Below are 26692 nucleotides of genomic sequence, written 5' to 3'. Positions count from 1 at the left end.
GGCGACGACGAACGGGGTGGGCGCCGGCGCCCACCCCGTTCGTCGTCTGCGTCAGATCAGCCCGCGGTCTCGCGGATCGCCTGGTAGGCCTCGAGGTTCTCACCGGTGAAGTAGCCGTTGAAGAACTCCTCCGCCTGGCTGATGAAGGCGTCCATGTCGACGTCCTCCGTCTCGACCACAGTGAAGTTGTCGTCACCGCGGTACTCGTCGAGGATCTCCTCGGTCGCCTCGTCCACGCAGTCGCGGTTCTCGGGGCGGATCTCGCGGATCGTCTCCTCGAGGAGCGCGGTCTGCTCGTCGCTCATCTTCTCGTAGGTCTTGTCGCTGACGAGGATCCAGTGGATGCCGACGTTGTGGTTGTTCAGGATCGCGGTGTTGAGCACCTCGTCGTAGCTCGACGAGCGGGTCGCCACGATCGGGTTCTCCTGTCCGACGGCGATGCCCTGCTGCAGGGCGGTGTAGACCTCCTCGACCGCCACCGACACCGGGCTCGTCACGCCGAGCGCCTCGGCGTTGGCGAGGAAGATCGGCGAGTTGGGGAACCGGATGGGGACGCCGGCCAGGTCGTCGGGGCTGGTGACCTCGACGTCCTTGGTGGTGAAGGTGCGGTTGCCGAAGAACCAGCCGTCCACGATGTTGACGCCGGTCGCCTCGTGGAAGCCCGTGAACAGGTCCTCCGAGTTCTCGTCGATCCATTGGAACGCGTGGTCGACGTCGTCGAAGGCGTACGCCGCGTCGACCACCCCGATGGGCTCGTAGGTGGCGCTGAGCGCGGACGCGCCCTGCAGATCGATGTCGATGTCGCCGGCCTGCACCTGCGGGAAGCGGTCGGCGTCCGGGCCGAGCTGGCTGGCGGGGTAGAGGTCGACGGTGAAGCCCATGTCTGCCTCCTCCAGTCGCTCCTTGAGCAGCTCGACACCGCAGAAGTAGTTCGGCGTCTGCTCGTTCTGGCTCGTGGCGACCGTGAGCGTGACCGGGCTGTTCTCGGATGTGGCTCCGTCGCCGGTCTCGTCGGGCGCGGCCTCGCCGCCGGCGCAGCCGGTGACGACGAGGGCGGTGGCTGCGAGCACCGACGCGGCGAATCGGCGTCGGCGCGTCGAGCGGGCTGTGCTCATGGGACTCTCCTCTGTTCTGTGCACGTCCTCGTGCAAGGTCTGACGTGACATTCGATGGCCGGAGCGGGACTTCGGGATCGACGCCTTCGCACGGGAGTTCGTCGTCGACCACGATGTCACGTTTCGGCCCGGTGGCAGTGCCGACTCTGACCGACTTCGAACCGTTGGCAAAGCGATGTCCCGTCGAGTGGAACAGGCGGATGCGGCGCTGTCCGCTGCGCTCCTCACCGCTGAATGGAACGCGCCGCGAGCGCCGGTCGCCGGTGTCGTACGCTCGGTCCGCACCCGCCGACGGTCAGCATGCAGGGAGGCCCGGTGACCGAATCCGATCCCGCGATCATCCGGCTCGGCGTGGTCGGCGCCGGCTTCATGGGACGCCAGCACATCGACTTCATCCGGGCGGCGCCCGGGATGGCGCTCACGGCGGTCGCCGATCCGGTGCTGCCGCCGGACGCCTTCGGGTGTGCGGTGCACGAGTCGACCGAGCGGATGCTGGATGCCGGCCAGGTCGACGCGGTGATCATCGCCAACCCGAACGCGCTGCACGTCGACACCGCCCTCGAGTGCCTCGAGGCGGGCGTCGCGGTGCTGCTGGAGAAGCCCGTCGCGGTGGACCACGCCCAGTCGCTGCGGCTGGTCGAGGCCGTCGAGCGCAGGCGCGGCCGACTCCTCGTCGGGCACCACCGGCGCCACCACCCCGCCGTGGCACGTGCCCGCGCGGCGATACGCGACGGCGAGCTCGGCCAGGTCGTCGCGGTCAGCGGACTGTGGTCGGCTCGCAAGGAGGACGCGTACTTCACCGACATGCCGTGGCACAGCCGGCCGGGCGCCGGTGTGCTCCTCATCAACGTGGTGCACGACCTCGACCTGCTGCGGCATCTCTGCGGCGAGGTGGTCGAGATCCAGGCGATGCAGAGCTCGCACGCGCGCGGTCTCGAGGTCGAGGACACGGTGTCGTTGAGCCTCCGGTTCGAGAACGGCGTCGTGGGCAGCTTCCTCGCCTCCGACGCGGGCGTCTCGCCGTGGGGATGGGACCAGGCCACAGAGGAGACCGCGGCGTTCCCCTTCCTGCCCGACGGCGTCGCCTACCGCATCGTCGGCACCCGGGCCGCGCTCTCCGTGCCGAACCTCGCTCGGTACGCGTACGACGCGTCCGTCGAGCCGGACTGGCACTCGCCGCTGTCGCGCACCTACCTGCCCGTCGTGCCGCGCGGATCGTTCCAGCGTCAGCTCGAGCACTTCGCCGACGTCGTCCGCGGCGAGGCGGAGCCCCTCGTCTCGGCCGAGGACGCGTCGCGCACGCTCGCGCTCGTCGAGGCCGCAGCGCTGGCCGCGCGCACGCGGCGCACCGTCGACGTCGCGCGGTTCCGCACCGACGTGGAAGCGGGACGGGAATGACCCGGGCGGGCGCGGGGAAGGGAGCAGTCATGACGCAGCGGGGCGGCGGGCAGTTCGACGCGATCGTCGTCGGCGGCGGGCTCGCGGGAGTGGCGGCGGCGCAGCGCCTCGCCGCGAGCGGCCGGCGCGTCGCCCTCGTCGAGAAGCGCTCCCACCTCGGCGGCAGCACGGCGCTCAGCGGCGGGTGGTTCGCGCTGTCGGGCACGGCGCTCCAGCGACGCGCGGCGGTGGCCGACTCCGACGATCTCTTCCTCTCCGACATGCGCGACACCGGCGGCGGGTTCGCGGACGAGTCGCTGCTGCGCGCGCTCGTCGCCGGCCAGGCGCACGCCGTCGAGGCGATCGACCGCGCCGGCGCGTGGACGGACGAGCTCAAGGTCAGCGCGGGCATGTCCGTCGCGCGGGCGCACCTGGTGCGCGTCCGGGACCTGGCGGCGCATCTCGAGGCCGAAGCCGCCGCCGCCGGAGCGGTGATCCTTCCCGGCCGCGCCGCCGAACGCCTCATCGTGGAGGGTTCCCGGGTCGTCGGCATCGAGTCGGCCGGCGAGGTGCTCCCGGCCCCCGCGGGCGTCGTTCTCGCGAGCGGGGGCTTCTCGCGCAGCCGCGAGCTGCTGGACCTCTTCGTCCCCGCCCAGGCCGCCGCCATGCCGTACGGCGGCGTCGGCAACACCGGCGACGGGCTGCGCATGGCATGGCTGCTGGGGGCCGGCCTCGCCGACATCGGCCATGTCTCGGGCACCTATGGGCAGCACGCCGAGGCGACTGACGACGAGCATGAGCTCCTCACCGCCAACTACCTCGGCGCCATCCTCGTGAACGCGCTCGGGGAGCGCTTCGCCGACGAGTCCGAGTCGTACAAGGTGCTCGGCGCCGCGGTGCTGAGCCAGCCCGGCCGCACCGCCTTCCAGATCTTCGACGCCGTCGTGCGGGCGCGCTCGCGGCCCGGCGTGCCTCTGTCCGACATGGAGCGCCTCGAGGAGCTGGGACACCTCGTGAGCGCCCCGACGATCCCGGACCTGGCGGCCGGGCTCGGCATCCCGCCGCGCAGCCTGGAGCGCACCGTCTCGGAATACAACCGTGCCGTGTCGGCGTCCGGTGGCGACCCCTTCGGCCGCACGGGCCTGGTCAACGGCGTGGGGGCCCTCACCCCGCTCGATTCGCCGCCGTTCTACGCGTACGCCGCCGTGACGGCCATGACCTCGACCTTCGGCGGGCTGCGCGTCGCGCCCGATGCCGGCGTGCTGCGCGTGGACGGCACCCGCATCGACGGCCTCTACGCCGCCGGCGAGGTCGCCGGCGGATTCCACGGCGCTTCGTACATGACCGGCACCGCGCTCACCAAGGCGCTCGTCTTCGGCGTCACCGCCGCCGACTCGATCGCGGCCGCGTGATCGAGGCGCTCAGCCGTCGTCGCCGGCGCGGGCGGTGAGTCGGCCGGCGGCCCGGATGGCCAGCTCGTACCCGTAGACGCCCGCTCCGGCGATGACGACCCGGGCCACGGTCGAGATCAGGGAGCGCTGGTGGACGGCGTCGCGGGCGTGGATGTTCGTGATGTGCACCTCGATGACCGGCGTCGTCAGCATGTGGAGCGCATCCAGCAGCGGCACCGAGTTGAAGCTGAAACCTGCCGGGTTGATCACGACGACCGCCTGCTGACGGAACGCCTCGTGCACCCACTCGACGAGTTGGTGCTCGGCGTTGGTCTGCGCGAAGAGCAGCTCGAAGCCGAGCTCGGCGGCGACACGTTCGCAGTCGGCCCGCACATCCTCGAGCGTGGCGGTCCCGTACAGCTCCGGCTCCCGCATGCCGAGCATGTTGAGGTTGGAGCCGTTGAGCACGAAGAGCCTGTTCGTCATGCTTCTTCCTCTCTGCGGCGGCATCCTGCCCGAAGGGTCCCACGGATCGGCTTCGTGAGACCCGCCGGCCAGGATCACCGAGCTACATCAGGCCGAGCAGTGTCGGCAGGAACGTGACGATCACCGGGAACACCGTCAGCAGCAGCAGCACGGCTCCCAGCGGGATCAGGAACGGCAGGATGCCCCGGAACAGCTCGCCCATCGGCCTTCGGGTGATGGAGCCGACGACGAACAGCACTGCGCCGACCGGTGGTGTCAGCGATCCGATCATCAGGTTGAGGATCATGATGACGCCGAGCTGCACCGGGTCGATCCCGAACTGCCCGATGATCGGCATGAGGATCGGCACGAGCACGAGGATCACCGGCGGCGCCTCGAGCGGGATGCCGAGCAGGATGAGCAGGACGTTGAGCATCAGCAGGAACAGGAGCGGGTTGTCGGTGAGCCCGGTGAGCCATTCACCCAGCGCCCGCGAAACCTGCTCACGTGCGAGCACCTGCCCCATGAGGTTCGACGCGCCGAGGATCAGCAGGATGCCGCCCGAGATGACGACCGTCTCCTTCGCGGCCCTCCAGAACACCTGCAGGGTGAGCGTGCGGTAGATCAGACCCAGCAGGAGCATGTAGACCGCCGCGATGCCCGCGCTCTCGGTGGGGGTGAACCATCCGCTGAAGATGCCGCCGAGGATGATGACCGGAAGCAGCGCGGGACCGATCACCCGCACGGAGGCCTTCGCCAGCATCGAGCCGTCGAAAGGCCGGGCCACGGCCACCTTCGGGTGGCGCTTGACCCAGATGAAGATGTACAGCGCGAGGCCGAGCGCCATGAGCATGGCGGGGATGATGGAGCCCGCGAACAGTGCGCCGGTCGAGATCGACGCCGTCGCGGCGAAGAGCACGGCGGGGATGCTCGGCGGCATGACGGTGCTCATGAGCGATCCCGAGGCCGTCAGGCCCGCGGAGAACCCGTAGGGGTATCCGGCCTTGAGCATCTGCGGGATCTGCACCTTGCTCGTGGAGGCGGCGTCGGCCAGGGCGGAGCCGCTGATCCATGAGAACCCGATCGCGGTGCCGAGGTTGACGTAGGCGAGGTTGCCGGGCAGCCGCGGCAGCAGGGCGCGGGCGAGGTCGTACAGCCGCGTCGCGATGCCGAGGTGGTTGGCGATGGTGCCGACGAAGATGAAGAGCGGGACGGCCAGCAGGGGGAAGCTGTTGATGCCGTTCACGACCGAGGTGATCGCATATCCCGCCGACAGGCCGTGGCTGTAGAAGTACAGCATGCTCGCCGCGATCATCGAGAACGCGACGGGCACCCGCAGCAGCAGGAGGACGACGAACAGCAGGATGTAGAGCCAGAGATCCAATTCGTCAGCCTTCCATCTCGCCGATGTCGAGCTTGCGCTCGGGGCGGTTCGCGTACGGGATCTTGAACGCGGAGTGGATCGCCGCCGAGACGAAGCCGACGAGCGCGAAGACGTACAGCACGCCGATCGGCACGTGCATCGCGGCGCTGAGCCGGCCCCATTCGACGTCGATCTTCACCCAGGCTTCGTAGGCGAGGACGAGGCACGTGGCCACCATGATCACCGCGGAGATCACGCGCAGCGCGACGAAGAGCTTCGTGCCGGCGAGCAGCTCGTCGAAGATCTCGAGCACGATGTGGCCGTTGCGTCCCACGAGGTAGCCGGTCGTGATGAAGGTCAGCGCGATCATCGACAGCAGCGCGACCTCACCGGCACCGACCCAGCTGATCGAGGGGAAGTAGCGGCCGAGCACCTGGTACATCACGCCGAAGACGATGAGAGCGAACAGGACGACGCCGATCGTGATCTCGATCGTCGACAGGATCCGGATGAACATCGGGTCCGCCGGCACGCCCTGGTTGAGCTTGGGGCTGGTGTAGTACGTGTTGGTGTGGGGGTAGATCGAGTCCCCGACCCCCGGCTCCGCCGGGCGGGGCGCGGACCGGTCGGGGTCGGGTGCCGGGCCCTGGTCGGGCTCCTCCCCGGGCTTGTCTGTCATGGCGTCACCGCCACGGTCTGCTGGTGCATTGCCAACCTCTCTGTCGATGCGGGGCGAAACGGGGTCGAACGTGCACCGCCCCTGCGACTCTGGCCGCCGCGCGCCTGCCTGCAAAGACGAGTTTCGCCGAATGGGACACGGGCCGCACACGCCGGTCCGCCCCCGTCGCGGGCGACGGGGGCGGACCGGTGCGAGGTGAGGAGCGGACTATTTGACGACGGTCACCGCGGCCGTCGAGGTCAGCTGCTCCTGAACCCCCTGGGGGTTCAGGGCGTTGACCCTCACGGTGAGGCTCGCCTCCCCGGTCGGCACGTTGTTGTCGACCTCAGTCGCGTCGAACTGGAGGATGATCCGGTTCTTGTTGGCCGTCACCTTCGAGGCGTCCACCGGCGTGGATGAGAGCGGCGTCACGAGCACCGCGCCACTGTCATAGGTGTACCCGGCGGGCAGGTCGAACTGCGCCGTGACCTTGCCGTTCACACCGGTGAACAGCCCGGTGCCCGACCCCAGCTGCAGCGTGCCCGGAGTGAAGGTGAGGGCGCCCGGCTGGTCCTGCGGAGCCAGGTAGACCTCGATCTTGCCTGTCGGCCGCGGGTCGGTGCAGTCGTTGAAGAAGTACTCGCCGGCACGCGTGAACGTGTGCTGGTACGTCTCTCCCGGCTGCAGCTTGACGTTGAACTCGCCCTCGAAGAACTGCGTGGCGCAGTGCGGTTTCAGGTTGGGGAAGTTCGGGAACGTCTCGGCCCCCGGGTTGCGGAACGTCACCGTCGTGCCGACCGGCACCCGCAGGTTGGTCGGCTGCATGCCGGCCTGCGCCACGCTGTCGCGTGCCGCCGCCGTGTCGGCGGTTCGGCTGGACCGCGCGAGCAGCACGGTGTTGTTCACCGTGGCGCCCTCCACGGCCGCGCCGCTCACCGGGCGACGGATCGACAGCGGTGCGGTCATCGGCCCCTCCTGGCTGCCCGACTCGGTGGTGTAGCGACCGCCGAGCTTGAACGACCACAGCGAGTCGCCCTGGGTGACCGAGTTGCCGTACGGGTTCGTCGACCCGGCCGCGAAGACCGCGACGTACTGCTCGCCGTCGACCTCGTAGGTGACGGGCGCCGCCGCGATGCCGGAGCCGGTCTGGAACTCCCAGAGCACCTCGCCCGACCCGGCGTCCATGGCCAGCACGCGTCCGTCGATCTGGCCGACGAAGAGCAGATCGGATGCCGTGGTCATCGGTCCCTGGCCGTGCGACATGTCCGTGCCGAGGTGGTTCTGCCACGCGACCTCGCCGGTGGACGCGTCGTAGGCGAGGATGCCGCCGGTCTGGTACTGGCCGATCGCGCGCTGGCCGTTGGCCGCTGCGCCGTTCCAGTGCGCCACCGGGTTGGTGCCGTACGGGAAGTACACGAGGTTCGTGCTGTGGCTGTACGAGTTGTTCGACCAGTCGCCGCCGCCGTTCTGGCTCGTCGTCGACAGGATCGGCACGTCCCACTGCGGGTCGTACATGCAGCCCTCGCGGTGACCGACGTGGCCCTCCGGGTACGACAGGTACGGCTCGTCGACCGCGACGTAGCTGTCGGGGTTGAAGACGAGGTTGCCCTCGGCGTCCGGCTGGTAGCCGTTGTAGTTCGGCACCGCACGCCACGGGTCGCCCGGGATGTTGTCGGGGTCGAGCTTCTGCCACACGAGGCACTCGGGCAGCAGGCGGTGCTCCGGGAACGGCTGCGTTTCGGAGTGCAGCTGCCGCGAGTCGGTGATCATCTCCTTCTCGGTGACGGGGAGCGCCGGCTGGCCGTTCGTGCGGTCGAGCACGAACTGGTGACCCGACTTGCTGCCGTAGAACACGACCTTGCGCTCCGCGCCGTCGATCTCGATGTCGGCGAGGGTCGGCGGATGCACGTTGTCCATGTCCCACACGTCGTGGTGGATCGACTGGTAGTGCCACTTGTAGGCGCCGGTCGAGGCATCCACCGCCACCATGGTGGTCGAGAACAGGTTGTCGCCGGGGCGGAGCGACCCGTTCTGCGAGGACGTGCAGCTGCGGGCGTTGCCGAACGTCATGTAGTAGAAGTTCAGCTCGGGGTCGACGGCGCCCTGGATCCACGACGTCGCGCCGCCTTCCTCGGCGCAGTCCGTGCCGTCGGGAAGGACCGGGCCCCACGTCTCGGAGGCGTCGAAGGTGACGCCGTCCACGCCGGTGAACTGCTCGCCGCGCTTGGGGCCGCCGAAGAAGTGCCACAGGTACGAGCCGTCGCTCGAGTCCAGCGCCACGACCGCACCCCGGTCGCCGTCGGCGGCGTGGGCGTAGACGATTCCGTCGTAGTACACGGTCGCGACCTTGCCGACGCGCCCGAGGTCCTCGCCGTTCGCGCCGGTGGGCTGCACAGCCCAGACTTCGGCGCCGGTCTCCTGGTCCAGGGCCACGACGCGATTGCCGCCCGCGAGCGTGAAGATCAGGCCGTCGCCGGCCGACACGCCGCGGCGGGTGCCCGACAGCCCGTAGACGGTGTTCTCCCACTTCCAGACGGGATCGCCCGTCACGCCGTCGACCGCGATGACGCCGCCGCTCGGGGTGTCGAGGTAGAGGACGCCGTCCACGACGATGGGGGTCGTCTGCTGGCCCGTGTCGTCGCTCGCGGGCGCGACCGCCGACACGTGCGTGCGCCACGCCGGCGCCAGATCCTTCAGGTTCTGCTTCGTGATCTGCGTCAGGCCGGAGTAGTGCTGATTGCCGAGGTTCCCCCCCACCGTCGGCATGTCGGCGCCCGTCGGGTCGACGCCGGTCAGTCCCGCAGGGGGGACAGGCTCGGCGGGCCTCACCAGTCCGTAGGCGGGTGAGGCGGCGACGGCGAGCGCCAGCGCCAGCGCTCCGATCCCCGCAGCTCCCAACCTCGTGGTCAGTCGTTTGCGCATCCCTTGCTCCTTGATCGTCTTCGATCCGGCCCCGGGCGGGCTCGCGCCCGCCCGGGGCCATCGTGGGGAATGCCGTCCGGACTCCCGATCCGAGGGATCGGTCGAACGGTCGGCGCTCGGACGCTAACCCCGGGCACACGGCGGGACAACCCTGCGGCCCATCGAGTGGCACAACCTCTCGTGGCGGGGTGGCCCGGTGACCGGAGTGCCGTGGGCTTACTGCCCAGTGGGACACCCTTTGTCGGCGGTGACCGGGCGTGCATAGCATGCGGCAGTCGGCACCCCACGCCCATGGACGGAGTTGTCATGGCTGCTTCAGCACCCAAATCCCTGTCGCCGGAACAGGAGCAGGAACTCGACGAGGTCTTCGCGCGCGCGCGTGCGGCTCTCGCCGTCATCGAGACCTACGACCAGGCGCGCGTCGACCGCCTGATCCAGGCCGTCGCGTGGGCGGTGGCCAACCGCTCCACCTTTCACCGGCTCGTCGGGATGGGCATCGAGGAGTCGGGACTCGGCGATTTCGACAGCCGCATGAACAAGCGCATGAAGATCCGCGGCGTGCTCCGCGACGCGCTGCGCAGCCCCTCGGTCGGCGTGATCGAGGAGGACGCCGAGAAGGGCCTCGTCAAGTACGGCAAGCCGGTCGGCATCATCGGCTGCATCGTGCCGACCACGAATCCCGACCTGACCCCGGCGGGCAACGCGATCTACGCGATCAAGGCGCGCGACGTCGTCGTGTTCTCGCCGCACCCCCGTTCGAAGCACACGACGTTCGAGACCGTGCGGCTCATGCGGGAGGCCCTCGAGGCGGAGGGCGCCCCCGCCGACATCCTGCAGTGCATCACCCTGCCGAGCCTCGCCGCATCCCAGGAGATCATGGCGCGCTCCGACCTCGTGATCGCCACCGGTGGTCAGGGGCTCGTGCGCGCCGCGTACAGTTCCGGGACCCCGGCGTACGGGGTCGGCGCGGGAAACGCCACGGAGTTCGTCGACGAGACGGCCGACATCGGCGAGACCGCCCGCAACTGCATGATCTCCAAGACCTCGGACTTCGGCTCAGGGTGCTCGGCGGACGGCAACGTGCTGGTGCCGGCGTCGCGCTACCGCGAGATGCTCGAGGCCCTGCAGGCCGAAGGGGGGTATCTGGCGTCCACCGACGAGCGGTCGGCGCTGCAGCGCGTGATGTGGGACGACGAAGGGCATCGGCTGCCCGACACGGTGGCCATCTCGCCCCAGGCGCTCGCGAAGGCGGCGGGCTTCCACATCCCCGCGGAGTCCCGGTTCATCCTCGTCGAGGGCGACGGCATCGCCGAGGACCGCCAGTTCTGCAAGGAGAAGCTCACGACGCTGATGGCGGTGCACCCGTACGACGGCACCTTCGAGGACGGCGTCGAGGTCGCCAAGCGGCTGTACGACATCGGCGGCAAGGGGCACTCGTGCGGCATCGCGTCGACCGACGACGCGCACATCGACTACTTCGCGCAGCACATGCCGGTCTCGCGGATCATGGTGCGACAGCCCAACTCGAAGGCGAACGCGGGGGCCTTCACGAACGGGATGCCGATGACCTCGTCGATGGGCTGCGGCACCTGGGGCGGGAACATCACCTCCGAGAACGTCTCGCTGCGGCACTACCTGAACACGACATGGGTCTCGCGCGTCATCGCCGAGGACCGCCCCTCGGACGAGGAGCTGTTCGGCGACTTCTACGACGCCGCGCTGGAGTCGGCGGCGGCGGCGGCGACGGCGGTGACCCGGTGACGGCCGCGGCGGCCGCGGCACGTGCGAGACCAGCGACGGCCGCGACGGAGAGGGCGCAGCGATGAGCGGCGAGTCGGCCGAAGACCTCGTCGCGCAGGCGCGGCAGTGGTGGAGCACCGACATCATCGACGTCCAGCCCGGTGAGATCGCCCTGCGCGGCTACCCGATCCAGGAGCTCCTGGGACGGGTCGGCTTCGTCGAGACGATCTGGCTCATGCTGCGGGGCGAGCTGCCGTCCCCCGCGGAGGCGGCCCTCTTCGAGGCCGCCCTCGTCGCCTCCGTCGACCACGGCCCGCAAGCGCCGTCGATCGCGATCGCCCGCATGGCCACCACGTGCGGCGTGCCGGTCAACGCCGCGATGGCCTCGGCGATCAACGTGCTCGGCGACGTGCACGGCGGTCCGGGCCAGCAGTGCATGGAGGTGTACCTCGCGATCGACGAGGAGCTGCAGCGGACGGGTGATGTCGAGCAGGCCACGCGGCTCGTGCTGCAGCGGCAGCGCGAGGCCGGCGTGACCTACGTCCCCGGCTTCGGCCACCGCTTCCATCCGCTCGACCCGCGCACGCCGCGTTTGCTGTCCCTCGTCGACGCCGCGGCGGCCGACGGGGTCATCGACGGGCGCTTCGCCGCCATCGGCCGTGCCGTGGAGGACGCCATCAGCGCCGGCCGGCCCCGGCGCATCCCCATGAACGTCGACGGCGTGACAGCCGTCATCTACTGCGAGCTGAGATTCACTCCCGAGCTCGGGCGCGGGGTGTTCATCCTGGCGCGCTCGGTGGGGATCCTGGCGCACGCCGCCGAGCAGATGACGCAGGGCGGGCGGATCAAGGGACCGCTGCCCAAGTCGATCGGCTACACGTACACGGGACCGGCTCACAGGTCCGTCCCGCTCGACCTCGATGAGAGAGGAACACCCCGATGAAGGACCTGGTGTCCAACCAGATCGTCCGCTACCTGGAGGCCCGCGACGTCGCGCACGTCTTCGGGCTCTGCGGCCACACCAACATCGCCCTGCTGGCGGCGCTGGAGAAGAGCGAGAGCATCTCGTTCGTGAATGTGCGCCACGAGCAGATCGCCTCGCACGCCGCGGACGGGTACGCCCGGGTGACCAAGCGGGCCGGTGTCGTGCTGACGCACCTCGGGCCGGGACTGACCAACGCGGCGACCGGCGTCGCCAACGCCGCGCTGGACTCGATCCCGCTGGTCGTGATCGCGGGGGACGTGCCGACGCACTACTTCGGCAAGCATCCCCACCAGGAGATCAACCTCCACGCCGATGCCGCCCAGTACGAGATCTACCGCCCGTTCGTCAAGCGCGCCTGGCGTGTGGACCAGCCCCACCTCGTCGCCGAGGTGCTCGACAAGGCCTTCACCCTCGCCGAGAGCGGGCGCCCGGGGCCGGTCCTCGTCGATGTGCCGATGGACGTCTTCTCCGCGGAGGTCGACGTCGCCCTGTTCGACAGGGTGATGGGAAACACCCGCTCGCTCGCGCGGCCGTCCCTGGACGAGAGGGTCGCCCAGCAGATCGTCCGGAATCTGCTGGATGCCTCGCACCCGGTGCTCTACGTCGGCGGCGGCGTCGTGGCCGCCGACGCTGCGGCCGAGCTCGCCGAGTTCGCCGAACTGCTCTCACTGCCAGTCGCGCACAGCCTGATGGGCAAGGGCGCCGTGCCGGACGACAACCCGCTCGTGCTCGGCATGACGGGCTTCTGGGGCACCGCGTTCACCAACGAGGCGACGCGCACGGCCGACTGGATCCTCGCCCTGGGCACCCGGTTCGCGGAGGCCGACTCGAGCTCGTGGTACGCGGAGTACACGTTCGACATCCCCGGGACCAAGCTCATGCAGGTCGACATCGACCCGGCCGAGCTCGGCCGCAACTACCCTCTCGAGGTCGGCGCGCTCGCCGACCTGAAAGCCGCGCTCACCGTGCTGATCCGGGTCGCGCGCCGAATGGCGCCGGACGGAGTCGACCGTGGCGAGCTCCGCGCGCAGATCGCCGCGAACCGGGCGACCGTGAAGCTGCAGAACGCGGACGCCCAGGTCTCCGACGCGTGGCCGATGCGGCCCGAGCGGATCCTCGCCGAGACCCGGGAGGTGCTCCCTGCTGACGCGATCATCACGACGGATGTCGGGTGGAACAAGAACGGCGTCGGCCAGCAGTTCGACATCCTGACGCCCGGCACGTTCCTCACCCCCGGCGGATTCGCGACGATGGGCTTCGGTGCGCCGGCTGCCGTCGGTGCGAAGATCGCCCACCCCGACCGCGTGGTCGTATCGCTCGTGGGCGACGGCGGGTTCGGACAGAACCCGGCGGTCCTGGCCACGGCGCGCGAGGAGAACGTGCCCGTGGTGTGGGTCGTGATGAACAACAACGCGTTCGGCACGATCGCCGGGCTGGAGAAGGCCGCGTTCGACACCACGTACGGCACGGTGTTCGGAAGCGCGGACGACCCGATGTACACCGACTTCGCCGCGATCGCGGAGGCGTACGGCGTCACCGGCATCAAGGTCGACGCCGCAGCGGAGTTCAAGCCCGCGCTCGAACGTGCGGTCGCGCTCGGGCGCCCGGTCGTCATCGACGTGTCGATGGTGAACGTCCCGACTCCGACGACGGGGCACTGGAACATCCTCGACATCTACTCGCCCGACCGGGCGATCGAGCACGTCGCGACCCACTGACCCGTCGCCCCCGCGGGCGCACAGAATGCGAGGCGGACCCCGAGATGGAGACGGCGCAGGGTGTGCTGGACGTCTCGATCTCGAGCGTGTGCCTGTCGGGCACGCTCGAGGACAAGCTTCGCGCCGCCGCCGCGGCCGGGTTCTCGGGCGTGGAGATGCTCGAGTACGACCTCATCATGTCGCCGTGGTCTCCCGGGCGTCTCGCCCGGGAGGCCGCCGGCCTCGGCCTGTCGATCGACGTCTACCAGCCTTTCCACGTCGAGACCGTGTCGCCGGACCTCTTCGGCGGCGCCCTGCGCCGTGCCGAGCGCAAGTTCGACCTGTTGTCCGACCTCGGTGCGCGCGTCCTCGTGTGCTGCTCGTCGCGGACCGAGAACGGTGTCGACGACGACGGCCTGACGGCGGCGCAGCTGCACGCCCTGGCCGAGCGGGCCGCGCGCAGCGGCATCCGGCTCGCGTACGAGGCCGTGCCCTGGGGGCGCGTGCGCACACACGCGGAGGCGTGGCGTCTGATCGAGCAGATCGATCACCCGGCTCTCGGCCTCTGCCTCGACAGCTTCCACGTGCTGTCGGCCGAGAACGATGCGAGCGCCGTCTCGCGGGTGGCCGCCGAGAAGATCTTCCACGTGCAGCTCGCCGACGCCCCGCGTGTGGACATGGACGTGCGGGAGTGGAGCCTTCACTACCGGATGTTCCCAGGCCAGGGTGCGCTCGACGTCGCCGGCTTCCTCGCACGCGTGCTCGCGACGGGCTACCGCGGCCCCATCGCGCTCGAGGTCTTCAACGACGTCTATCAGCAGGAGGATCCCCGGCACGCCGCCGTCGACGCCATGCGCTCGCTGCGCGCGCTCGCCGAGACCGTGACGGCGCGCGGATCCGGCGATGCGCCGGCGCCGCTGAGCGGCGAGCAGCTCCCGCCGGCGCCGCGGCTCGAGGGCTTCGCGTTCGCCGAGCTGGCGGTCGACGAGGTCTCGGGGCCGCTCCTCTCGCGGGCCCTCGCCCGTCTCGGCTTCGCGCACGTCGGGCAGCATCGCTCCAAGCCGGTGCAGCTGTGGCAGCAGGGCGACGCCCGCGTGCTCCTCAACTCGGCCCCGGAGCGATCTATCGATCCCGCGACCTCGGCGATCTGCGCGCTGGGCGTGCAGACCGCCGACGCCTCGGCATCGATGCGGCGCGCCCAGAGCCTGCTGGCTCCGAAGCTCGCCCGCCGGCGGGCACCGGGCGAGACCGACCTCGCCGCCGTGGCGACGCCGGACGGCACCGCCCTGTTCTTCTGCGACGCCGACGGACGCCCCGGCTGGATGGACGACTTCGCCGCCACCGGCGCCGAGGCCGGCTCGTCGGCGCTGCTGACCCGGATCGACCATGTCGCGGTCACCGAGTCGATCGACGACTTCGACCAGTCCGCGCTCTTCTTCCACTCGGTGCTCGGCCTCGTCCCGCGCGAGCTGACGGAGGTGACCGCGCCCTTCGGCCTGATCCGCACGTGGTCGGCCAGCGGCTCCGACGGCTGCGTGCGGATCGCGCTCAGCACCAACCCGCTGCGGCGCGGGGACTGGTCGCCGGGGGTGTCGAGCCCGCAGCTGGTGGCGTTCGCCACCGACGATGCCATCGCTTGTGCGCGAGCGCTCCGTGAGCGGGGAGCGCCCGTCCTCGAGATCCCCGCCAACTACTACGACGATCTCGAGGCGCGTGTCGCTCTCCCCGGCGACATCCTCGCCGCGCTCCGTGAGAACTCGATCCTCTACGACCGCGACGAGCGCGGAGAGTTCCTCCACTTCTTCACCGAGATGCTCGGCTCGCGGGTGTTCTTCGAAGTCGTGCAGCGGATCGACGGGTATGACGGCTTCGGCGACGCCCGCAGCGTCCCCCTGCGCATGGCCGCACACCGCCGGCAGCGCATGCGCACGCTGGCGAGCGACCCGGCCGAGGCGCCCGTGGCGCACCGGCACGACTACTCGCTCGCTCATCTCACGGCGCTGAGCCTGTCTCCGCCGGAATTGGTGGATGCCGCGGCCGCAGGCGGCTACCGCTACGTCGGCCTGCGCATGACGCGGGTCACCCCGCAGGAGCCGCACTACCCGCTGGCGTACGACCCGGCGCTGATGCGCGCGACGAAGACGCACCTGGCCGCGACCGGCGTCGAGGTACTCGACATCGAGCTCGCGCGCATCACGTCCGGCGACAGTCCGCGCGACTACCTGCGGTTCCTCGAGGCCGGGGCCGAGCTCGGCGCCCGCCACGTCATCGCGCAGCTGCCGGACTCGGACTTCGCCCGCAAGACCGACCGGTTCGCGGAGCTGTGCGAGCTGGCCAGACCGCTGGGGCTGACGATCGACCTGGAGTTCCCGTCCTGGACCGAGACGCCCGACCTGAGCGAGGCCACGCGCGTGCTCCGCGCGGCGGATCAGCCCAATGCGGGACTTCTCGTCGACCTGCTGCACTTCGCCCGGTCGCGATCCAGCGTGGAGGAGCTGCGCGGGCTGCCGCGCGAATGGTTCCACTACGTGCACGTGTGCGATGCGCCGGGTGAGATCCCCGACGCGACGGCGGAGCTGATCCACACCGCGCGCTTCGAGCGGCTCTTCCCCGGGGAGGGCGGGATCGACATGCTGGGCATCCTCGCCGCCCTGCCGTCGGGTCTTCCGTTCGCGCTCGAGATCCCACGGGCCATGCTCGTGGCCCAGGTGGGCGGGAAGGAGCACGCCCGGCTCGCCATGGCCGCAGCCCGCCGCCACCTCGACACCGCGGACATCGCGTCACGGTGAGCAGCGCAGCCGGCGCCGGACGGGGATGGACCGCAGGCATCCGGTGCGCAAGAGTGGGCATCGTGTTCGCCTTCGCTGACGAGGCCGCCGACGTCGCCGGCATCCTCGACGACCTGGTGGTGGCCGGTGCCGATGCGGAGCTCCTGGCCCGCGTCCGCCGGCACCTGCCGCGCCTCCACGGACTTTTCGGGCGTCTCTACGGCGACCGCCCGGACGCGTTCGACAGGCTGCGGTCGGTGGTGGCGCTCGCCGCGGAGTCGTGGCATGCCCGGCCGGAGTCGCTCAAGCAGCTGGATCGAGAGCGGGAGAGGCATCCGGACTGGTTCCAGTCGCAGCGCATGCTGGGCGGCGTCTGCTACGTCGACCGGTACGCCGGCGGACTCGCCGGCATCCGCGACCGCATCCCGTACTTCCGTGAACTGGGCCTGACCTATCTGCACCTGATGCCGCTCTTCGAGAGTCCGGAGGGCAACAGCGACGGCGGCTATGCGGTCTCCAGCTACCGGCGGGTGAACCCCAGGCTCGGCACGATGGCCGAGCTGTCCGACCTCGCAGCCGAGCTGCGGCAGGCCGGCATCTCGCTCGTCGTCGACTTCATCTTCAACCACACCAGCAATGAGCACGAGTGGGCCCGCAAGGCGGTCGCGGGAGTGGCCGGCTACGAGGACTTCTACCTGATCTATCCCGACCGCACCATGCCGGACGCGTACGAGCGGACCACCCGCGAGATCTTCCCCGACGATCATCACGGCTCGTTCGTGCAGCTGCCGGACGGGCGCTGGATCTGGGCCACCTTCTACTCGTTCCAGTGGGACCTGAACTACGCGAATCCCGCCGTCTTCGAGGCCATGGCCGGGGAGATGCTGTTCCTCGCGAACCAGGGTGTGGAGGTGCTGCGCATGGACGCCGTCGCCTTCATCTGGAAGCGGCTCGGCACCGCGTGCGAGTCGCTGCCCGAGGCCCACCTGCTGCTGCAGGCGTTCAACGCCGTGCTGCGCATGGCCGCGCCGAGCCTGCTGTTCAAGTCCGAGGCCATCGTGCATCCCGACGAGGTGGCGGAGTACATCTCGCCCGACGAGTGTCAGCTCTCGTATAACCCGCTCCAGATGGCCCTCACCTGGGAGGCGCTCGCGACACGGGACGGGCGGATGCTGCAACAGGCGCTCGAACGTCGCCATGCGCTGCCCGAGGGCACGGCGTGGGTGAACTACGTGCGCAGTCACGACGACATCGGCTGGACGTTCGCCGACGAGGATGCCGCGGAACTCGGCATCTACGGCTACCCGCACCGCAGGTTCCTGAACGACTTCTACGTGGGACGGGTCGCCGGGTCGTTCGCCCGCGGCGTGCCGTTCCAGGAGAACCCGCGCACCGGGGACGCGCGCGTCACCGGAACCACTGCTTCGCTGGCGGGGATCGAGGCGGGCGACGACGGCGGCGAGGACCGGGTGATCCTCGCCCACGCGCTCGCACTCTCCACCGGCGGCATCCCGCTCCTGTACCTCGGCGACGAGGTGGCGCAGCTGAACGACTACTCCTACGAGAACGACCCCGCGCAAGCCGGGGACAGTCGGTGGGTGCATCGCCCGCATCGGCCCGAGCATGCCTACGCCCACAGAACCGACCCCACCACCGCCGCCGGCCGCGTCTTCTCGCGTCTGACGACGCTGATCGCGTCACGGCGCGACGCCCCCGAACTCGCCGGCAACGACCTCTGGCCGTTCGACGCTCACGACGACCACGTGGTCGGCTTCCTCCGCCCCGGCCCGAGCTCCGCGATCCTGGTGCTGGCCAACGTCGGCGATCACCCGGTGGAGGTCGACGCGCTCACGCTGTCGGGGATGGAGCCTGACGCCGAGGACCTCGTGCTCGGACGACCGGTGTCACTGCGGGAGGGGCTCCTGCTCGCCGCTCACCAGGTGGCCTGGCACCGCGTCCGGCTGCGCTGACGCGGAACCCCCGGGTGCATCCATCCGGGCGCTTCGGCCGGAATACTCCTTCGAGGCCGGCGCAGGCCTCGGGCCCGGACGGCTGGAGGGGATCGCGATGAGAGCACCCACGGAGGCATTCACCTACCGCTACACCCACTACGGCGACGCCGAGGTGCTCAAGCGCCACCGGTATCCGCTGCCTTCCCCGGGCCCCGGCGAGGTGCTCGTCGAGGTGATATCCACGTCGATCAACCACATGGACGCGTTCCTGCGCAACGGCAAGGAGGACACGTGGCACGACGATCCGTGGCCGCGTGCGTCCGGCTGCGACTTCGCGGGGATCGTCCGCGGAGCAGGTCCCGGGGTGACCGCGTTCCGCGCGGCGGCCGAGGTCGTCGGGCACACCCGCACGGGGGCGCACGGCAGCCACATCGTCGTTCCCGCCGCCCAGCTCGTGCGGAAACCCAGGAACCTCGAGTGGGAAGTGGCCGGGGGCCTCTTCCTCGCCGGGGCGACAGCGCTCGACACCCTCGACGATCTTCGGATCGACAGCTCCGACACCGTCGTGATCTCCGCCGCCGCAGGCGGTGTGGGCAGTATCCAGGCGCAGCTGGCGAAGCACCGTGGCGCTCGCGTCATCGGCACCTGCGGTGCGCGCAACTTCGACTATCTGCGCCAGCTCGGCATCACGCCCGTGAGCTACGACGACGGCATGGCCGAACGGATCCAGCGCGTCGCCGGGGGACCGGTCACGGCGTACATCGACAACTACGGCAAGGACGGCCGCGCGGTCGCCGACGCGCTCGGCGTGCCCGACGAGCGGTACCGCTCGAGCGCGGACAGGCGCGAGGTCGAGCTCCGCCTGCTGCGGGACGATCCGGAGTCGACGGCGCATGCGACCCAGGTGCTGCAGCGCGTCGTCGATCTCGCCGCGGCCGGGGCGTTCCGCCTGCTCGTGTCGGGGCTGTACCCGATCGACGACATCGTCGACGCTTTCGAAGACCTGGCGAAGCTCCACGCGAGGGGGAAGATCGTGCTGGCCACCCGTCCGGTGACGAGGGTCCGCTCCTTGCGCGCACGAGAGATCTTCGAGCGCATGCCCTGACCGGCGCATCCAGACGGGAACGGATGCCGCGGACTCGCGGCCGCGGCATCCGTACCGTCGTCGACGGTCCCACCCGTATCACCCCCGCCCGGGCGCACCTCGTAGGAGTCGGGCAGCAGAACTGCGGGCGAGGGCGCCCCCTGGCGGCTGTGGCACGCTGCCGTTCCATGCGACCTTGATCTACGACGCACCGGTCGATGACCCCGAGCTCTTCACCATCCAGGTCGCGCAGAGCAACGCCGCCGCGCTCACGGCGGAGTCACCCGACGCCTTCGCGATCACGCCCACCTCGCCGTCGGTGATGTTCCTCAACGCGGGGACGGCGCGACCCGAGGGCGGCTTCGCCCTCACCTGGACGTGGGACGTGACACCGCTGATCGCCGGCGAGCAGAAGCTCAACGTGCAGATCATCCCGCAGGCGTTCGTCAACGGCGTCCGGCAGGAGCTGAGCGACGTCAACGCCCCCGTCGCCGTCACGGTGCAGGTCCATCCGGCGCAGGTGGACTTCGAGGAGGTGGTGTCATCGGTCGCTGCGATGGAGACGGACGTCCCGGACGACATGACGGTGGGACGGGAGCACGACGTCTCCGCGACGCTGTCGATGGCGGGCAACGGTGACACGGTGAGCGCGGACATCGGCCTGACGGCCGCGGAGGACTCCGTGAGGGTGACGATCCTGCCGGCGGAGGCGGTAGCGAGAGCGGCCGCCGGAACCGCCGACGACGATGTCGTGGAGCGCCACTGGACCGTGATCCCAGAGGAAGCGGGTCCGGTCTCCCTCGTCTTCACGGTTCACGTCGGCGGCACGGCGGGAAGTCAGGAGCTGAGTCGGGACGTGCCCCGCACCATCGCCGCGCGGGCCGAGGATCCGCCGGAGCCCGTGTGGGAGGTGATCCGTGGCCCGGTGACGGTGCTGGGCGCGATCATCGCAGTCATCACGGGTGCGATCGGGCTGTGGGCGATGCTGCGCAACCGCTCGAACAAGAAGGCTGCGGCCGACGAGCACGACGAGGGGGATGACGCGGTCGAAGACGACGCCGCTGACGTCCGGCCGGCGGGACGCGCGAGGGACGGTGAGTCATGACGGCCTGCCTCGTGCTGACGGCGATCGCGTGGGCCGTCGCGACGCGGGGCGCCACCGACCTCCGCGACCTGGCCGTGCTGCTCGCGCTGCTCGTCGCTGCCGTCGTCGTCGCGCGGGCCTGGCCCCGGCGGGACCCGGCACTGTGGACCGCGATCGGCGCGGTGATCGTGTGGCTGATCGCGAACGGACCGCTGCGCACGGGCTGGTCGCTGGAGAGCGTTCGAGTCCCGATCCTCGTCGTCCTCGTGACTCTCACGGTCATCGTCATCGGCAGGGTGCGCAGCTCGGAGCGCGAGATGCTCCTGGCCGGCCTGGTCGTCGTCGGATCGCTGCAGGCAGCGATCGCGCTCGTCTCGTGGGCGGTGCTCGCCGCCGGGTCCGCATCCGGCCCCGCCAGAGCCGAGGGGCTTCTCGGCTTCCCCAACGGATTGGGCATCCTGCTCGTGGCGACGTCGATCGTCGCCCTCCGCGAGATCGAGCGGCGGCGTGGCGGACGCCTCCTGCCGGCGGCCCTCCTGCTGCAGGTCGCGGCCATCCTCGCCACCGGCAGCCGGACCGCCATCCTGATCGGGGCCATCGTCGTTTGCGCGTGGCTGGCTCTCCGCACCGCGCGGTGGCGGGCGGGCGCGGGTCGGTCGGCCGTAGGCAGTGCCCGCGCCCGCCACGTCCTCGTCGTGTCCACCCTCGGGGTCGGGACGGCCGTCGTGCTCTGGCGCACGGCGGTGGAGCCGAATGAGGACCGCCCCCACCTCTGGCTCGAGGCGCTGCAGCGCATCGCCGCGGCTCCGATCACCGGCGAGGGTGCACCCGCCGCAGCGTTCCGGATCGCGTCGCCCGCTTCGCGAGTCACGACGTCCGCCCACAACGAGATCCTGCAGTGGACGCTGGAGTACGGTCTCGTCGGTCTCGGATTCGCCGTCGCCGTCATCGTCCTCGCGTTGCGCAGCAGCCGGCCGTGGCGACTCGGCGACCGCTGGCTGCAGGTGGCTGCGCTCGCCCTTCTCGCGTCCGGGCTGACCGGGTTCTCACCCCGCATCTCGGCGGTGGCTCTCGCCGCGGCGGTGCTCATCGGCCTGAGCGCGGCCCGCGCGGAGCAGGCCCCTGATCAGGCGCCCGTGAGCCAGACGGTGGTCTCGGGCGGAAGCTCGTCACCCTCGAAGTGACGGCTCGACAGCGACCGCGCGCCGTCGGCGGGAAGCGCATACGGCGTCTGCCCGAAGTTGGTCACCACGGTCCAGCCGTTGGGGCGGCGGAAGGCCAGGACGTCGTCACGGCCGGTCTCGATCCACTGCAGCGACTCCTCGGTCTGCAGCAGGCGGCGCAACGCGAGCGCCTGGCGGTACAGCGCGAGCGTCGAGGTGGGGTCGCCGTCCTGCGTCGAGACGGCGTACTCGGCGAACCACGCGGGCTGCGGCAGGTGCGCACCGCCCGAGCCGAAGCCGAACGACGAGCCCTCGGCGGACCACGGCAGCGGGACGCGGCATCCGTCACGCCCGATGTCCTCGCCGGGGCTGCGGAAGAACGTGGGATCCTGACGCTCGGACTCGGGGATCGACGCGACCTCGTGCAGGCCCAGCTCCTCGCCCTGATAGACGTACGCCGAACCCGGCAGCCCCAGCACGAACAGCGACGCGGCGCGGGCGCGGCGCAGACCCCGCTCGCGGTCGAGCACCGGCGTCGTCCCACCCGACAGCAGCCACTCGTTGCCGTGCTTGCGCGTCGGACGACCCTTCTCGTCACGCTCGGCGTCCGGAAGGCCGTACCGCGTGGCGTGACGAACCACGTCGTGGTTCGACAGCACCCACGTCGTCGACGACCCCGACTTCGCGGCGAGAGCGAGGTTGTCGCCGACGATCCGACGGAACTGGGCGGCGTCGAAGTCGGCCTCGAGCAGGTCGAAGTTGAACGCCTGGCCCAGGCTCTCGGCGCGTGCGTACAGCGGGATGCGCGACGGCTCGACCCAGGCCTCGGCCACGGCGGTGCGCGGCGGGTCATACGAGTCGAACACCTCGCGCCACTCGGCGTACACCTCATGCACGTCGTCGCGATCGATCATCGGGTGGTTGCCGTCGCGGGGCATCGCGTCCAGCTCGGCCTGCGAGGGGAGCGGGTCGACGAAGTCCTTCGTGAGCATGTGCGCCACGTCGATGCGGAACCCGTCGACACCGCGGTCCGACCAGAAGCGCAACGTCTTCACGAAGTCGGCGCGCACCTCGGGGTTCGACCAGTCGAGGTCGGGCTGCTCCTTGGCGAAGTTGTGGAAGTACCACTGCCCGTCGGGCACGCGCTCCCACGCCGATCCGCCGAACACCGACACCCAGTCCGCGGGCGGCTCCGCGCCGCCGGGGCCCGTGCCGTCGCGGAAGATGTACCGGGCGCGGGCGGCCGAGCCGCGCCCCGCCGCGAGAGCCTCCTGGAACCATGCATGCTGGTCGGAGGTGTGATTCGGGACGATGTCGACGACCACCTTGATGCCCGCCGCGTGCAGCGCCGCCAGCATCTCGTCGAAGTCGTCGAGCGTGCCCAGCCGCGGGTCGACGTCGCGGTAATCGGCGACGTCGTAGCCGCCGTCCGCGAGCGCCGACGGGTAGAACGGGCTCAGCCAGACCGCGTCGACGCCGAGCTCCTTGAGGTACGGCACGCGCGAGGTGACGCCCTTGATGTCGCCGATGCCGTCGCCGTTCGCATCCGCGAAGCTTCGCGGATACACCTGGTAGACCACCGCCTGCCGCCACCAGGCCGGCAGCTCGAGGTCGTTGAGCTTGTTGGTCAGGGGTGCGGAGTGCACAGTCGTCACGGGGACGCGTTTCCTTTCGGGTGTTCTTTGTCGGGTGGGATGACGGGATGCCGCGGGCTCAGCCCTTCACGGCACCCTGGGTGACGCCCTCCACGACCCATCGCTGGGTGAAGAGGTAGACGATGATGGCCGGCGCCATCGCCATCAGGTACGAGGCGAACGAGACGTTGTAGTTGTTGCTGAACTGCGTCTGGAAGATGTTCTGCACCACCGGCAGCGTCTGCAGCGCCGGGTCGGAGATGATGAGCGACGGCATCATGAAGTCGTTCCACGAGGCCAGGAAGGCGAAGATGCCCACGGTGGCGCTCATGGGGGCGAGCAGCGGGAAGATCAGCCGCCAGAACGTCTGGTTGGTGCTGGCGCCGTCGATGCGCGCGCTCTCCTCCAGCTCGGCGGGGATCGAGCGCAGGAACGCCGTGAACAGCAGGATGCTGAAGCTCAGCTGGAACATGATCTTCAGGATGATCACGCCGGCGGGATTGTCGAGCCCGGTGAGGCCCGTCAGCTGGATCTGCGGAAGCGCCACGACTGGGAACGGCAGGAACATCGCCGCGAGCAGGTAGTAGAACGAGTAGCGGAAGAGCTTCCGGTCCCAGTTGCGCGAGATGGCGAACGAGGCGAGCGCCGCGAGGATGATCGTGCCGCCCACCGTGAAGACCGTGATCAGCAGCGAGATGAGGAACGCGCGCGGGAAGTTCGTCAGCTCCCACGCCGTGACGAACCCCTCGATGCTCCACGGTGACGGCCACGTGAAGGCGTTGCCGTCGACGGCTTGCGACTGCGTCTTGAACGCCATCATCACCGTCACGTACAGCGGGACGAGCACCGTGATGGCGCAGAGGGCGAGCACGATCGTGCCCGGCCAGTTGACGCGCTCCATCGCGAAGCGGGAGCGGGCGGGCTTTCGAGCCTCGTCGCCGGCGAGCACGCGCTCGGCGGTCATGTCCTCGACGGCGAGGGCGGGCTGCGTGGTCATCAGAAGACGTTCCTTCCGCGAGTGAGACGGAGTTGGAGAAGGGCCAGGCTGAGCGCGATGAGGAAGAAGATCGTCGCGTTGGCCATCTGATAGGCGTAGTCGCCGCCGGAGAAGCCGGTGAAGATCGTCATCGCGATGCTGCGCGTCGCGGTGCCCGGGCCGCCGTTGGTGAGGCCGACGATGATGTCGTAGGCGTTGAGGAAGTCCTTGAAGCCGATGATCAGGTTGATCACGACGTAACCGGCGACGAGCGGCAGCGTGATGCGCGTCAGCTGCTGGAACTTGCCGGCGCCGTCGATGTCGGCCGCCTCGTACACGTCGCCGGGGATCGACAGGAGCCCGGCGATGTAGATGAGGAGCGTGCCGGGGATCGCCTGCCATGCGGTGACGATGACGATCGCGATCCAGGCCAGGTCGGGGTTGGCGAGGATGCTCTCGCTCAGCCACCCGATGCCCCACAGCTGGCCGAGCGTGGGCACGGAGTTGGAGAACAGGAAGTTGAAGACGTAGGCGATGATGATGCCCGAGATCACCATCGGGATCACGAAGATGGTCCGCAGCCCCGTCTTCAGCCGCACCCGCGACACCAGCCCGACCGCGAGGAGGAAGGCGAGGACGTTGACGACGACGACGGTCACGGCGGCGAAGCCGAACGTGAACAGGTAGCTCTGCAGGATCGCCGGGTCGGTGAAGACGGCGATGTAGTTGATGATGCCGACGAACTCCCAGTCCCCGAATCCGATCGAGTTGGTGAAGCTGAAGAAGATGCCGATGACCGCGGGGATCGTGATCGCCAGCGTGAACAGGATCAGCGCGGGCAGGAGGAAGAGGTAGTAGACCCCGTCCACCTTGCGGCGCGTGCGCGGCATCGTCGCCGCGCCGGAGCGCCGGTCCGTCTTCGGCGCCGTGACGGCGGCCGTGGTGGTTGCCATGAGTGCGTTCCTCTCGTGTCGCGCTATTGGCGCAGCGCCAGGCGGGCCCAGTCGGCGTCGAGCCTCGCGAGCGTGCGCTCGGGGTCGGCGCCGGTCACGATGCCCTGCATGTAGTTGTCGGTGGGGATGGTCAGCGGGATCGCCTTCGAGGCGCCCTGGTAGAACTGCGCGGCGTCGTAGTACTCCTTCATCCCGAGGATGCGCTCGTCGGTGACGGGGGCGGAGTCGGTCGTGGTGCCGTAGCCGAGGAAGGCCGCGTTGTACTCGTCCATGACCTCCTTCTGGAAGAGGTAGCTCAGGAAGTCCCGCGCGCCCTCCTTCTGGTCGGACGCCTCGGGGATCCACGCGGCGAGGTCGATGTTCACGCGCACCCTGTTGTCGGCGGGGTCGTCGGTCATCGGCAGCGGGAAGGTGCCGAGGTCCAGGTCGGGGTTGGTCTTGTCGATCTCGCCGAAGGCCCACGGCCCCTGCAGGTACATCGCCGCCTCCTCCTTGGCGAAGGCGAGGTTGCCGTCGCCGTAGCCGCGGCTGGCGGCATCCTCGTTGACGTAGTTCTCGGTGAGCTGCACCATCCGCTCGACCGGGTCCAGCATCGTCTTCTGGAACGACACGGGAGAGTTCGGACCGACCTCGGTGCCCAGCTCGTTCATCTGCTCGTAGAACTCGGCCACGTCGATCTCGCCGCCCACCGTGTAGTCGAACCACCCCTGCCCGACGGTCCACGGATCCTTGAAGGTGGCGTAGAACGGCGTGATCCCGGCGGCCTGGAGCGCGTCGCAGACGGCGATGAGCTCATCCCACGTGGTGGGCACTTCGAGCCCCTGCTCCTCGAAGATGCGCTTGTTGTAGATGACGGACGCCGCCATCACCGAGTACGGCAGCACGCTCGTGCGGCCGGGGTAGGTGGCGTACTGGTCGACGAGATCCTGCACCTCGGGCAGGATGCGGTCGGCCTCCGGCATGTCGCTGAGGTCGCTGAGGGCGCCGCGCTCCATGAAGCGCGCCATCTCCATGTTGTAGTTGAGCAGCCCGAGGTCGGGCGGGTTTCCGCGGAGGAACCCCGCTTGCAGGTTCGAGGAGGTGTCGAAGACGACTTCGACCTCGTCCTGGCTGGCGTTGTACTCCTTGATGAGGTCCCGGAAGTACGGGATGGCCTCGGGCTTGCTGAGGTGGAACCTCACCTCGGCGGGACCCGATGCTGCGCCGGCGCACGCGACGAGCGTGGAGCCGGCGATCGCGAGGGCGGCGGCCGCTGCGCAGGCGCGGCGGACGATGACGGATGCTGCAGGCACGACGTTGTCCTTCTCCGTGGGGTCGAGGGTCACATTGGTTCGATGATTAGATTTAGCCGTCGAATCAAATTGT

General features: G+C 69.9%; 19 protein-coding genes. 10 read left to right on the top strand and 9 right to left on the bottom strand.

Annotation, left to right across the window (positions count from 1 at the left end; translation table 11 throughout):
- Positions 1–56: 56 nt before the first annotated feature.
- Complete coding sequence (gene dctP / locus ACFRAL_RS13810; protein ID WP_336394637.1) at positions 57–1115, bottom strand: TRAP transporter substrate-binding protein DctP; 1059 nt, start codon at positions 1113–1115, stop codon at positions 57–59.
- 315 nt (positions 1116–1430) lie between these two features.
- Between dctP and ACFRAL_RS13805 the strand changes: the two genes are divergently transcribed.
- Entirely contained in the window at positions 1431–2513 is a 1083-nt protein-coding gene (locus ACFRAL_RS13805) for a Gfo/Idh/MocA family protein (protein ID WP_378883831.1), read from the top strand.
- 29 nt (positions 2514–2542) lie between these two features.
- Positions 2543–3904: an FAD-dependent oxidoreductase gene (locus ACFRAL_RS13800; protein ID WP_336394639.1), complete on the top strand. Its 1362-nt coding sequence runs from the start codon at positions 2543–2545 to the stop codon at positions 3902–3904.
- Positions 3905–3913: 9 nt separating this feature from the next.
- Here ACFRAL_RS13800 and ACFRAL_RS13795 read toward each other — a convergent pair whose 3' ends face one another.
- From ACFRAL_RS13795 to ACFRAL_RS13780, 4 genes are all read right to left on the bottom strand, one after another.
- Positions 3914–4369 carry a type II 3-dehydroquinate dehydratase gene (locus ACFRAL_RS13795; RefSeq protein WP_378883828.1) on the bottom strand — a complete coding sequence of 152 codons (456 nt, stop codon included), beginning with the start codon at positions 4367–4369 and terminating at the stop codon, positions 3914–3916.
- A gap of 82 nt (positions 4370–4451) precedes the next feature.
- Positions 4452–5732: a TRAP transporter large permease gene (locus tag ACFRAL_RS13790; RefSeq protein ID WP_336394641.1), complete on the bottom strand. Its 1281-nt coding sequence runs from the start codon at positions 5730–5732 to the stop codon at positions 4452–4454.
- A 4-nt stretch (positions 5733–5736) separates the two neighbouring features.
- The gene (locus ACFRAL_RS13785) at positions 5737–6390 is read right to left on the bottom strand and encodes a TRAP transporter small permease (RefSeq protein WP_336394642.1); all 654 of its coding nucleotides are present in this window, start codon (positions 6388–6390) and stop codon (positions 5737–5739) included.
- A gap of 207 nt (positions 6391–6597) precedes the next feature.
- The gene (locus tag ACFRAL_RS13780; RefSeq protein ID WP_378883824.1) at positions 6598–9291 is read right to left on the bottom strand and encodes a PQQ-binding-like beta-propeller repeat protein; all 2694 of its coding nucleotides are present in this window, start codon (positions 9289–9291) and stop codon (positions 6598–6600) included.
- Positions 9292–9597: 306 nt separating this feature from the next.
- Here ACFRAL_RS13780 and ACFRAL_RS13775 point away from each other — a divergent pair, with 306 nt between their 5' ends.
- The 8 genes from ACFRAL_RS13775 (at position 9598) to ACFRAL_RS13740 (ending at position 21785) form a co-directional block, all read left to right on the top strand.
- Positions 9598–11052, top strand: coding sequence for an aldehyde dehydrogenase family protein (locus tag ACFRAL_RS13775; protein ID WP_378883821.1), 1455 nt, complete (start codon positions 9598–9600; stop codon positions 11050–11052).
- A gap of 61 nt (positions 11053–11113) precedes the next feature.
- Positions 11114–11974 (top strand): citryl-CoA lyase, encoded by an 861-nt coding sequence (locus ACFRAL_RS13770; protein WP_378883818.1) that lies wholly within the window; start codon positions 11114–11116, stop codon positions 11972–11974.
- Positions 11971–13734: a thiamine pyrophosphate-binding protein gene (locus ACFRAL_RS13765; RefSeq protein ID WP_378883815.1), complete on the top strand. Its 1764-nt coding sequence runs from the start codon at positions 11971–11973 to the stop codon at positions 13732–13734. The genes ACFRAL_RS13770 and ACFRAL_RS13765 overlap by 4 nt, the downstream gene beginning before the upstream one ends.
- A gap of 44 nt (positions 13735–13778) precedes the next feature.
- Positions 13779–16502 carry a TIM barrel protein gene (locus ACFRAL_RS13760; RefSeq protein WP_336394647.1) on the top strand — a complete coding sequence of 908 codons (2724 nt, stop codon included), beginning with the start codon at positions 13779–13781 and terminating at the stop codon, positions 16500–16502.
- Positions 16503–16603: 101 nt separating this feature from the next.
- Positions 16604–18451: an alpha-amylase family protein gene (locus ACFRAL_RS13755; RefSeq protein WP_378883863.1), complete on the top strand. Its 1848-nt coding sequence runs from the start codon at positions 16604–16606 to the stop codon at positions 18449–18451.
- A gap of 97 nt (positions 18452–18548) precedes the next feature.
- Complete coding sequence (locus ACFRAL_RS13750) at positions 18549–19538, top strand: NADP-dependent oxidoreductase (protein WP_378883812.1); 990 nt, start codon at positions 18549–18551, stop codon at positions 19536–19538.
- A 175-nt stretch (positions 19539–19713) separates the two neighbouring features.
- Positions 19714–20622, top strand: coding sequence for a hypothetical protein (locus tag ACFRAL_RS13745; RefSeq protein ID WP_378883809.1), 909 nt, complete (start codon positions 19714–19716; stop codon positions 20620–20622).
- Entirely contained in the window at positions 20619–21785 is a 1167-nt protein-coding gene (locus ACFRAL_RS13740) for an O-antigen ligase family protein (protein WP_378883806.1), read from the top strand. The genes ACFRAL_RS13745 and ACFRAL_RS13740 overlap by 4 nt, the downstream gene beginning before the upstream one ends.
- Here ACFRAL_RS13740 and ACFRAL_RS13735 read toward each other — a convergent pair.
- The 4 genes from ACFRAL_RS13735 to ACFRAL_RS13720 form a co-directional block, all read right to left on the bottom strand.
- Positions 21728–23410, bottom strand: a complete 1683-nt coding sequence (locus tag ACFRAL_RS13735) for an alpha-amylase family glycosyl hydrolase (protein ID WP_378883860.1) — start codon at positions 23408–23410, stop codon at positions 21728–21730. The two genes, ACFRAL_RS13740 and ACFRAL_RS13735, sit on opposite strands and share 58 nt — an antisense overlap.
- 67 nt (positions 23411–23477) lie before the next feature.
- Positions 23478–24299 carry a carbohydrate ABC transporter permease gene (locus tag ACFRAL_RS13730; RefSeq protein ID WP_336395051.1) on the bottom strand — a complete coding sequence of 274 codons (822 nt, stop codon included), beginning with the start codon at positions 24297–24299 and terminating at the stop codon, positions 23478–23480.
- A gap of 95 nt (positions 24300–24394) precedes the next feature.
- Positions 24395–25327: a carbohydrate ABC transporter permease gene (locus tag ACFRAL_RS13725; RefSeq protein WP_194396552.1), complete on the bottom strand. Its 933-nt coding sequence runs from the start codon at positions 25325–25327 to the stop codon at positions 24395–24397.
- Between the two features lie 23 nt (positions 25328–25350).
- Positions 25351–26652: an ABC transporter substrate-binding protein gene (locus ACFRAL_RS13720; RefSeq protein ID WP_378883802.1), complete on the bottom strand. Its 1302-nt coding sequence runs from the start codon at positions 26650–26652 to the stop codon at positions 25351–25353.
- Between the last annotated feature and the right edge of the window lie 40 nt (positions 26653–26692).

It is taken from the genome of Microbacterium sp. NPDC056736 (genome assembly GCF_042790415.1).
GTDB lineage: Bacteria > Actinomycetota > Actinomycetes > Actinomycetales > Microbacteriaceae > Microbacterium.
This window is presented reverse-complemented; position numbering and strand designations above follow the sequence as displayed.

Bases quoted from the DNA above. Each gene is read 5' to 3' on its own strand.
- ACFRAL_RS13785 (WP_336394642.1), bottom strand. From the start codon at position 6,390: ATGACAGACAAGCCCGGGGAGGAGCCCGACCAGGGCCCGGCACCCGAC.
- ACFRAL_RS13765 (WP_378883815.1), top strand. From the start codon at position 11,971: ATGAAGGACCTGGTGTCCAACCAGATCGTCCGCTACCTGGAGGCCCGC.
- ACFRAL_RS13740 (WP_378883806.1), top strand. From the start codon at position 20,619: ATGACGGCCTGCCTCGTGCTGACGGCGATCGCGTGGGCCGTCGCGACG.
- ACFRAL_RS13800 (WP_336394639.1), top strand. From the start codon at position 2,543: ATGACGCAGCGGGGCGGCGGGCAGTTCGACGCGATCGTCGTCGGCGGC.
- ACFRAL_RS13750 (WP_378883812.1), top strand. From the start codon at position 18,549: ATGAGAGCACCCACGGAGGCATTCACCTACCGCTACACCCACTACGGC.
- ACFRAL_RS13760 (WP_336394647.1), top strand. From the start codon at position 13,779: ATGGAGACGGCGCAGGGTGTGCTGGACGTCTCGATCTCGAGCGTGTGC.
- ACFRAL_RS13770 (WP_378883818.1), top strand. From the start codon at position 11,114: ATGAGCGGCGAGTCGGCCGAAGACCTCGTCGCGCAGGCGCGGCAGTGG.
- ACFRAL_RS13725 (WP_194396552.1), bottom strand. From the start codon at position 25,327: ATGGCAACCACCACGGCCGCCGTCACGGCGCCGAAGACGGACCGGCGC.
- dctP (WP_336394637.1), bottom strand. From the start codon at position 1,115: ATGAGCACAGCCCGCTCGACGCGCCGACGCCGATTCGCCGCGTCGGTG.
- ACFRAL_RS13780 (WP_378883824.1), bottom strand. From the start codon at position 9,291: ATGCGCAAACGACTGACCACGAGGTTGGGAGCTGCGGGGATCGGAGCG.
- ACFRAL_RS13730 (WP_336395051.1), bottom strand. From the start codon at position 24,299: ATGGAGCGCGTCAACTGGCCGGGCACGATCGTGCTCGCCCTCTGCGCC.
- ACFRAL_RS13795 (WP_378883828.1), bottom strand. From the start codon at position 4,369: ATGACGAACAGGCTCTTCGTGCTCAACGGCTCCAACCTCAACATGCTC.
- ACFRAL_RS13775 (WP_378883821.1), top strand. From the start codon at position 9,598: ATGGCTGCTTCAGCACCCAAATCCCTGTCGCCGGAACAGGAGCAGGAA.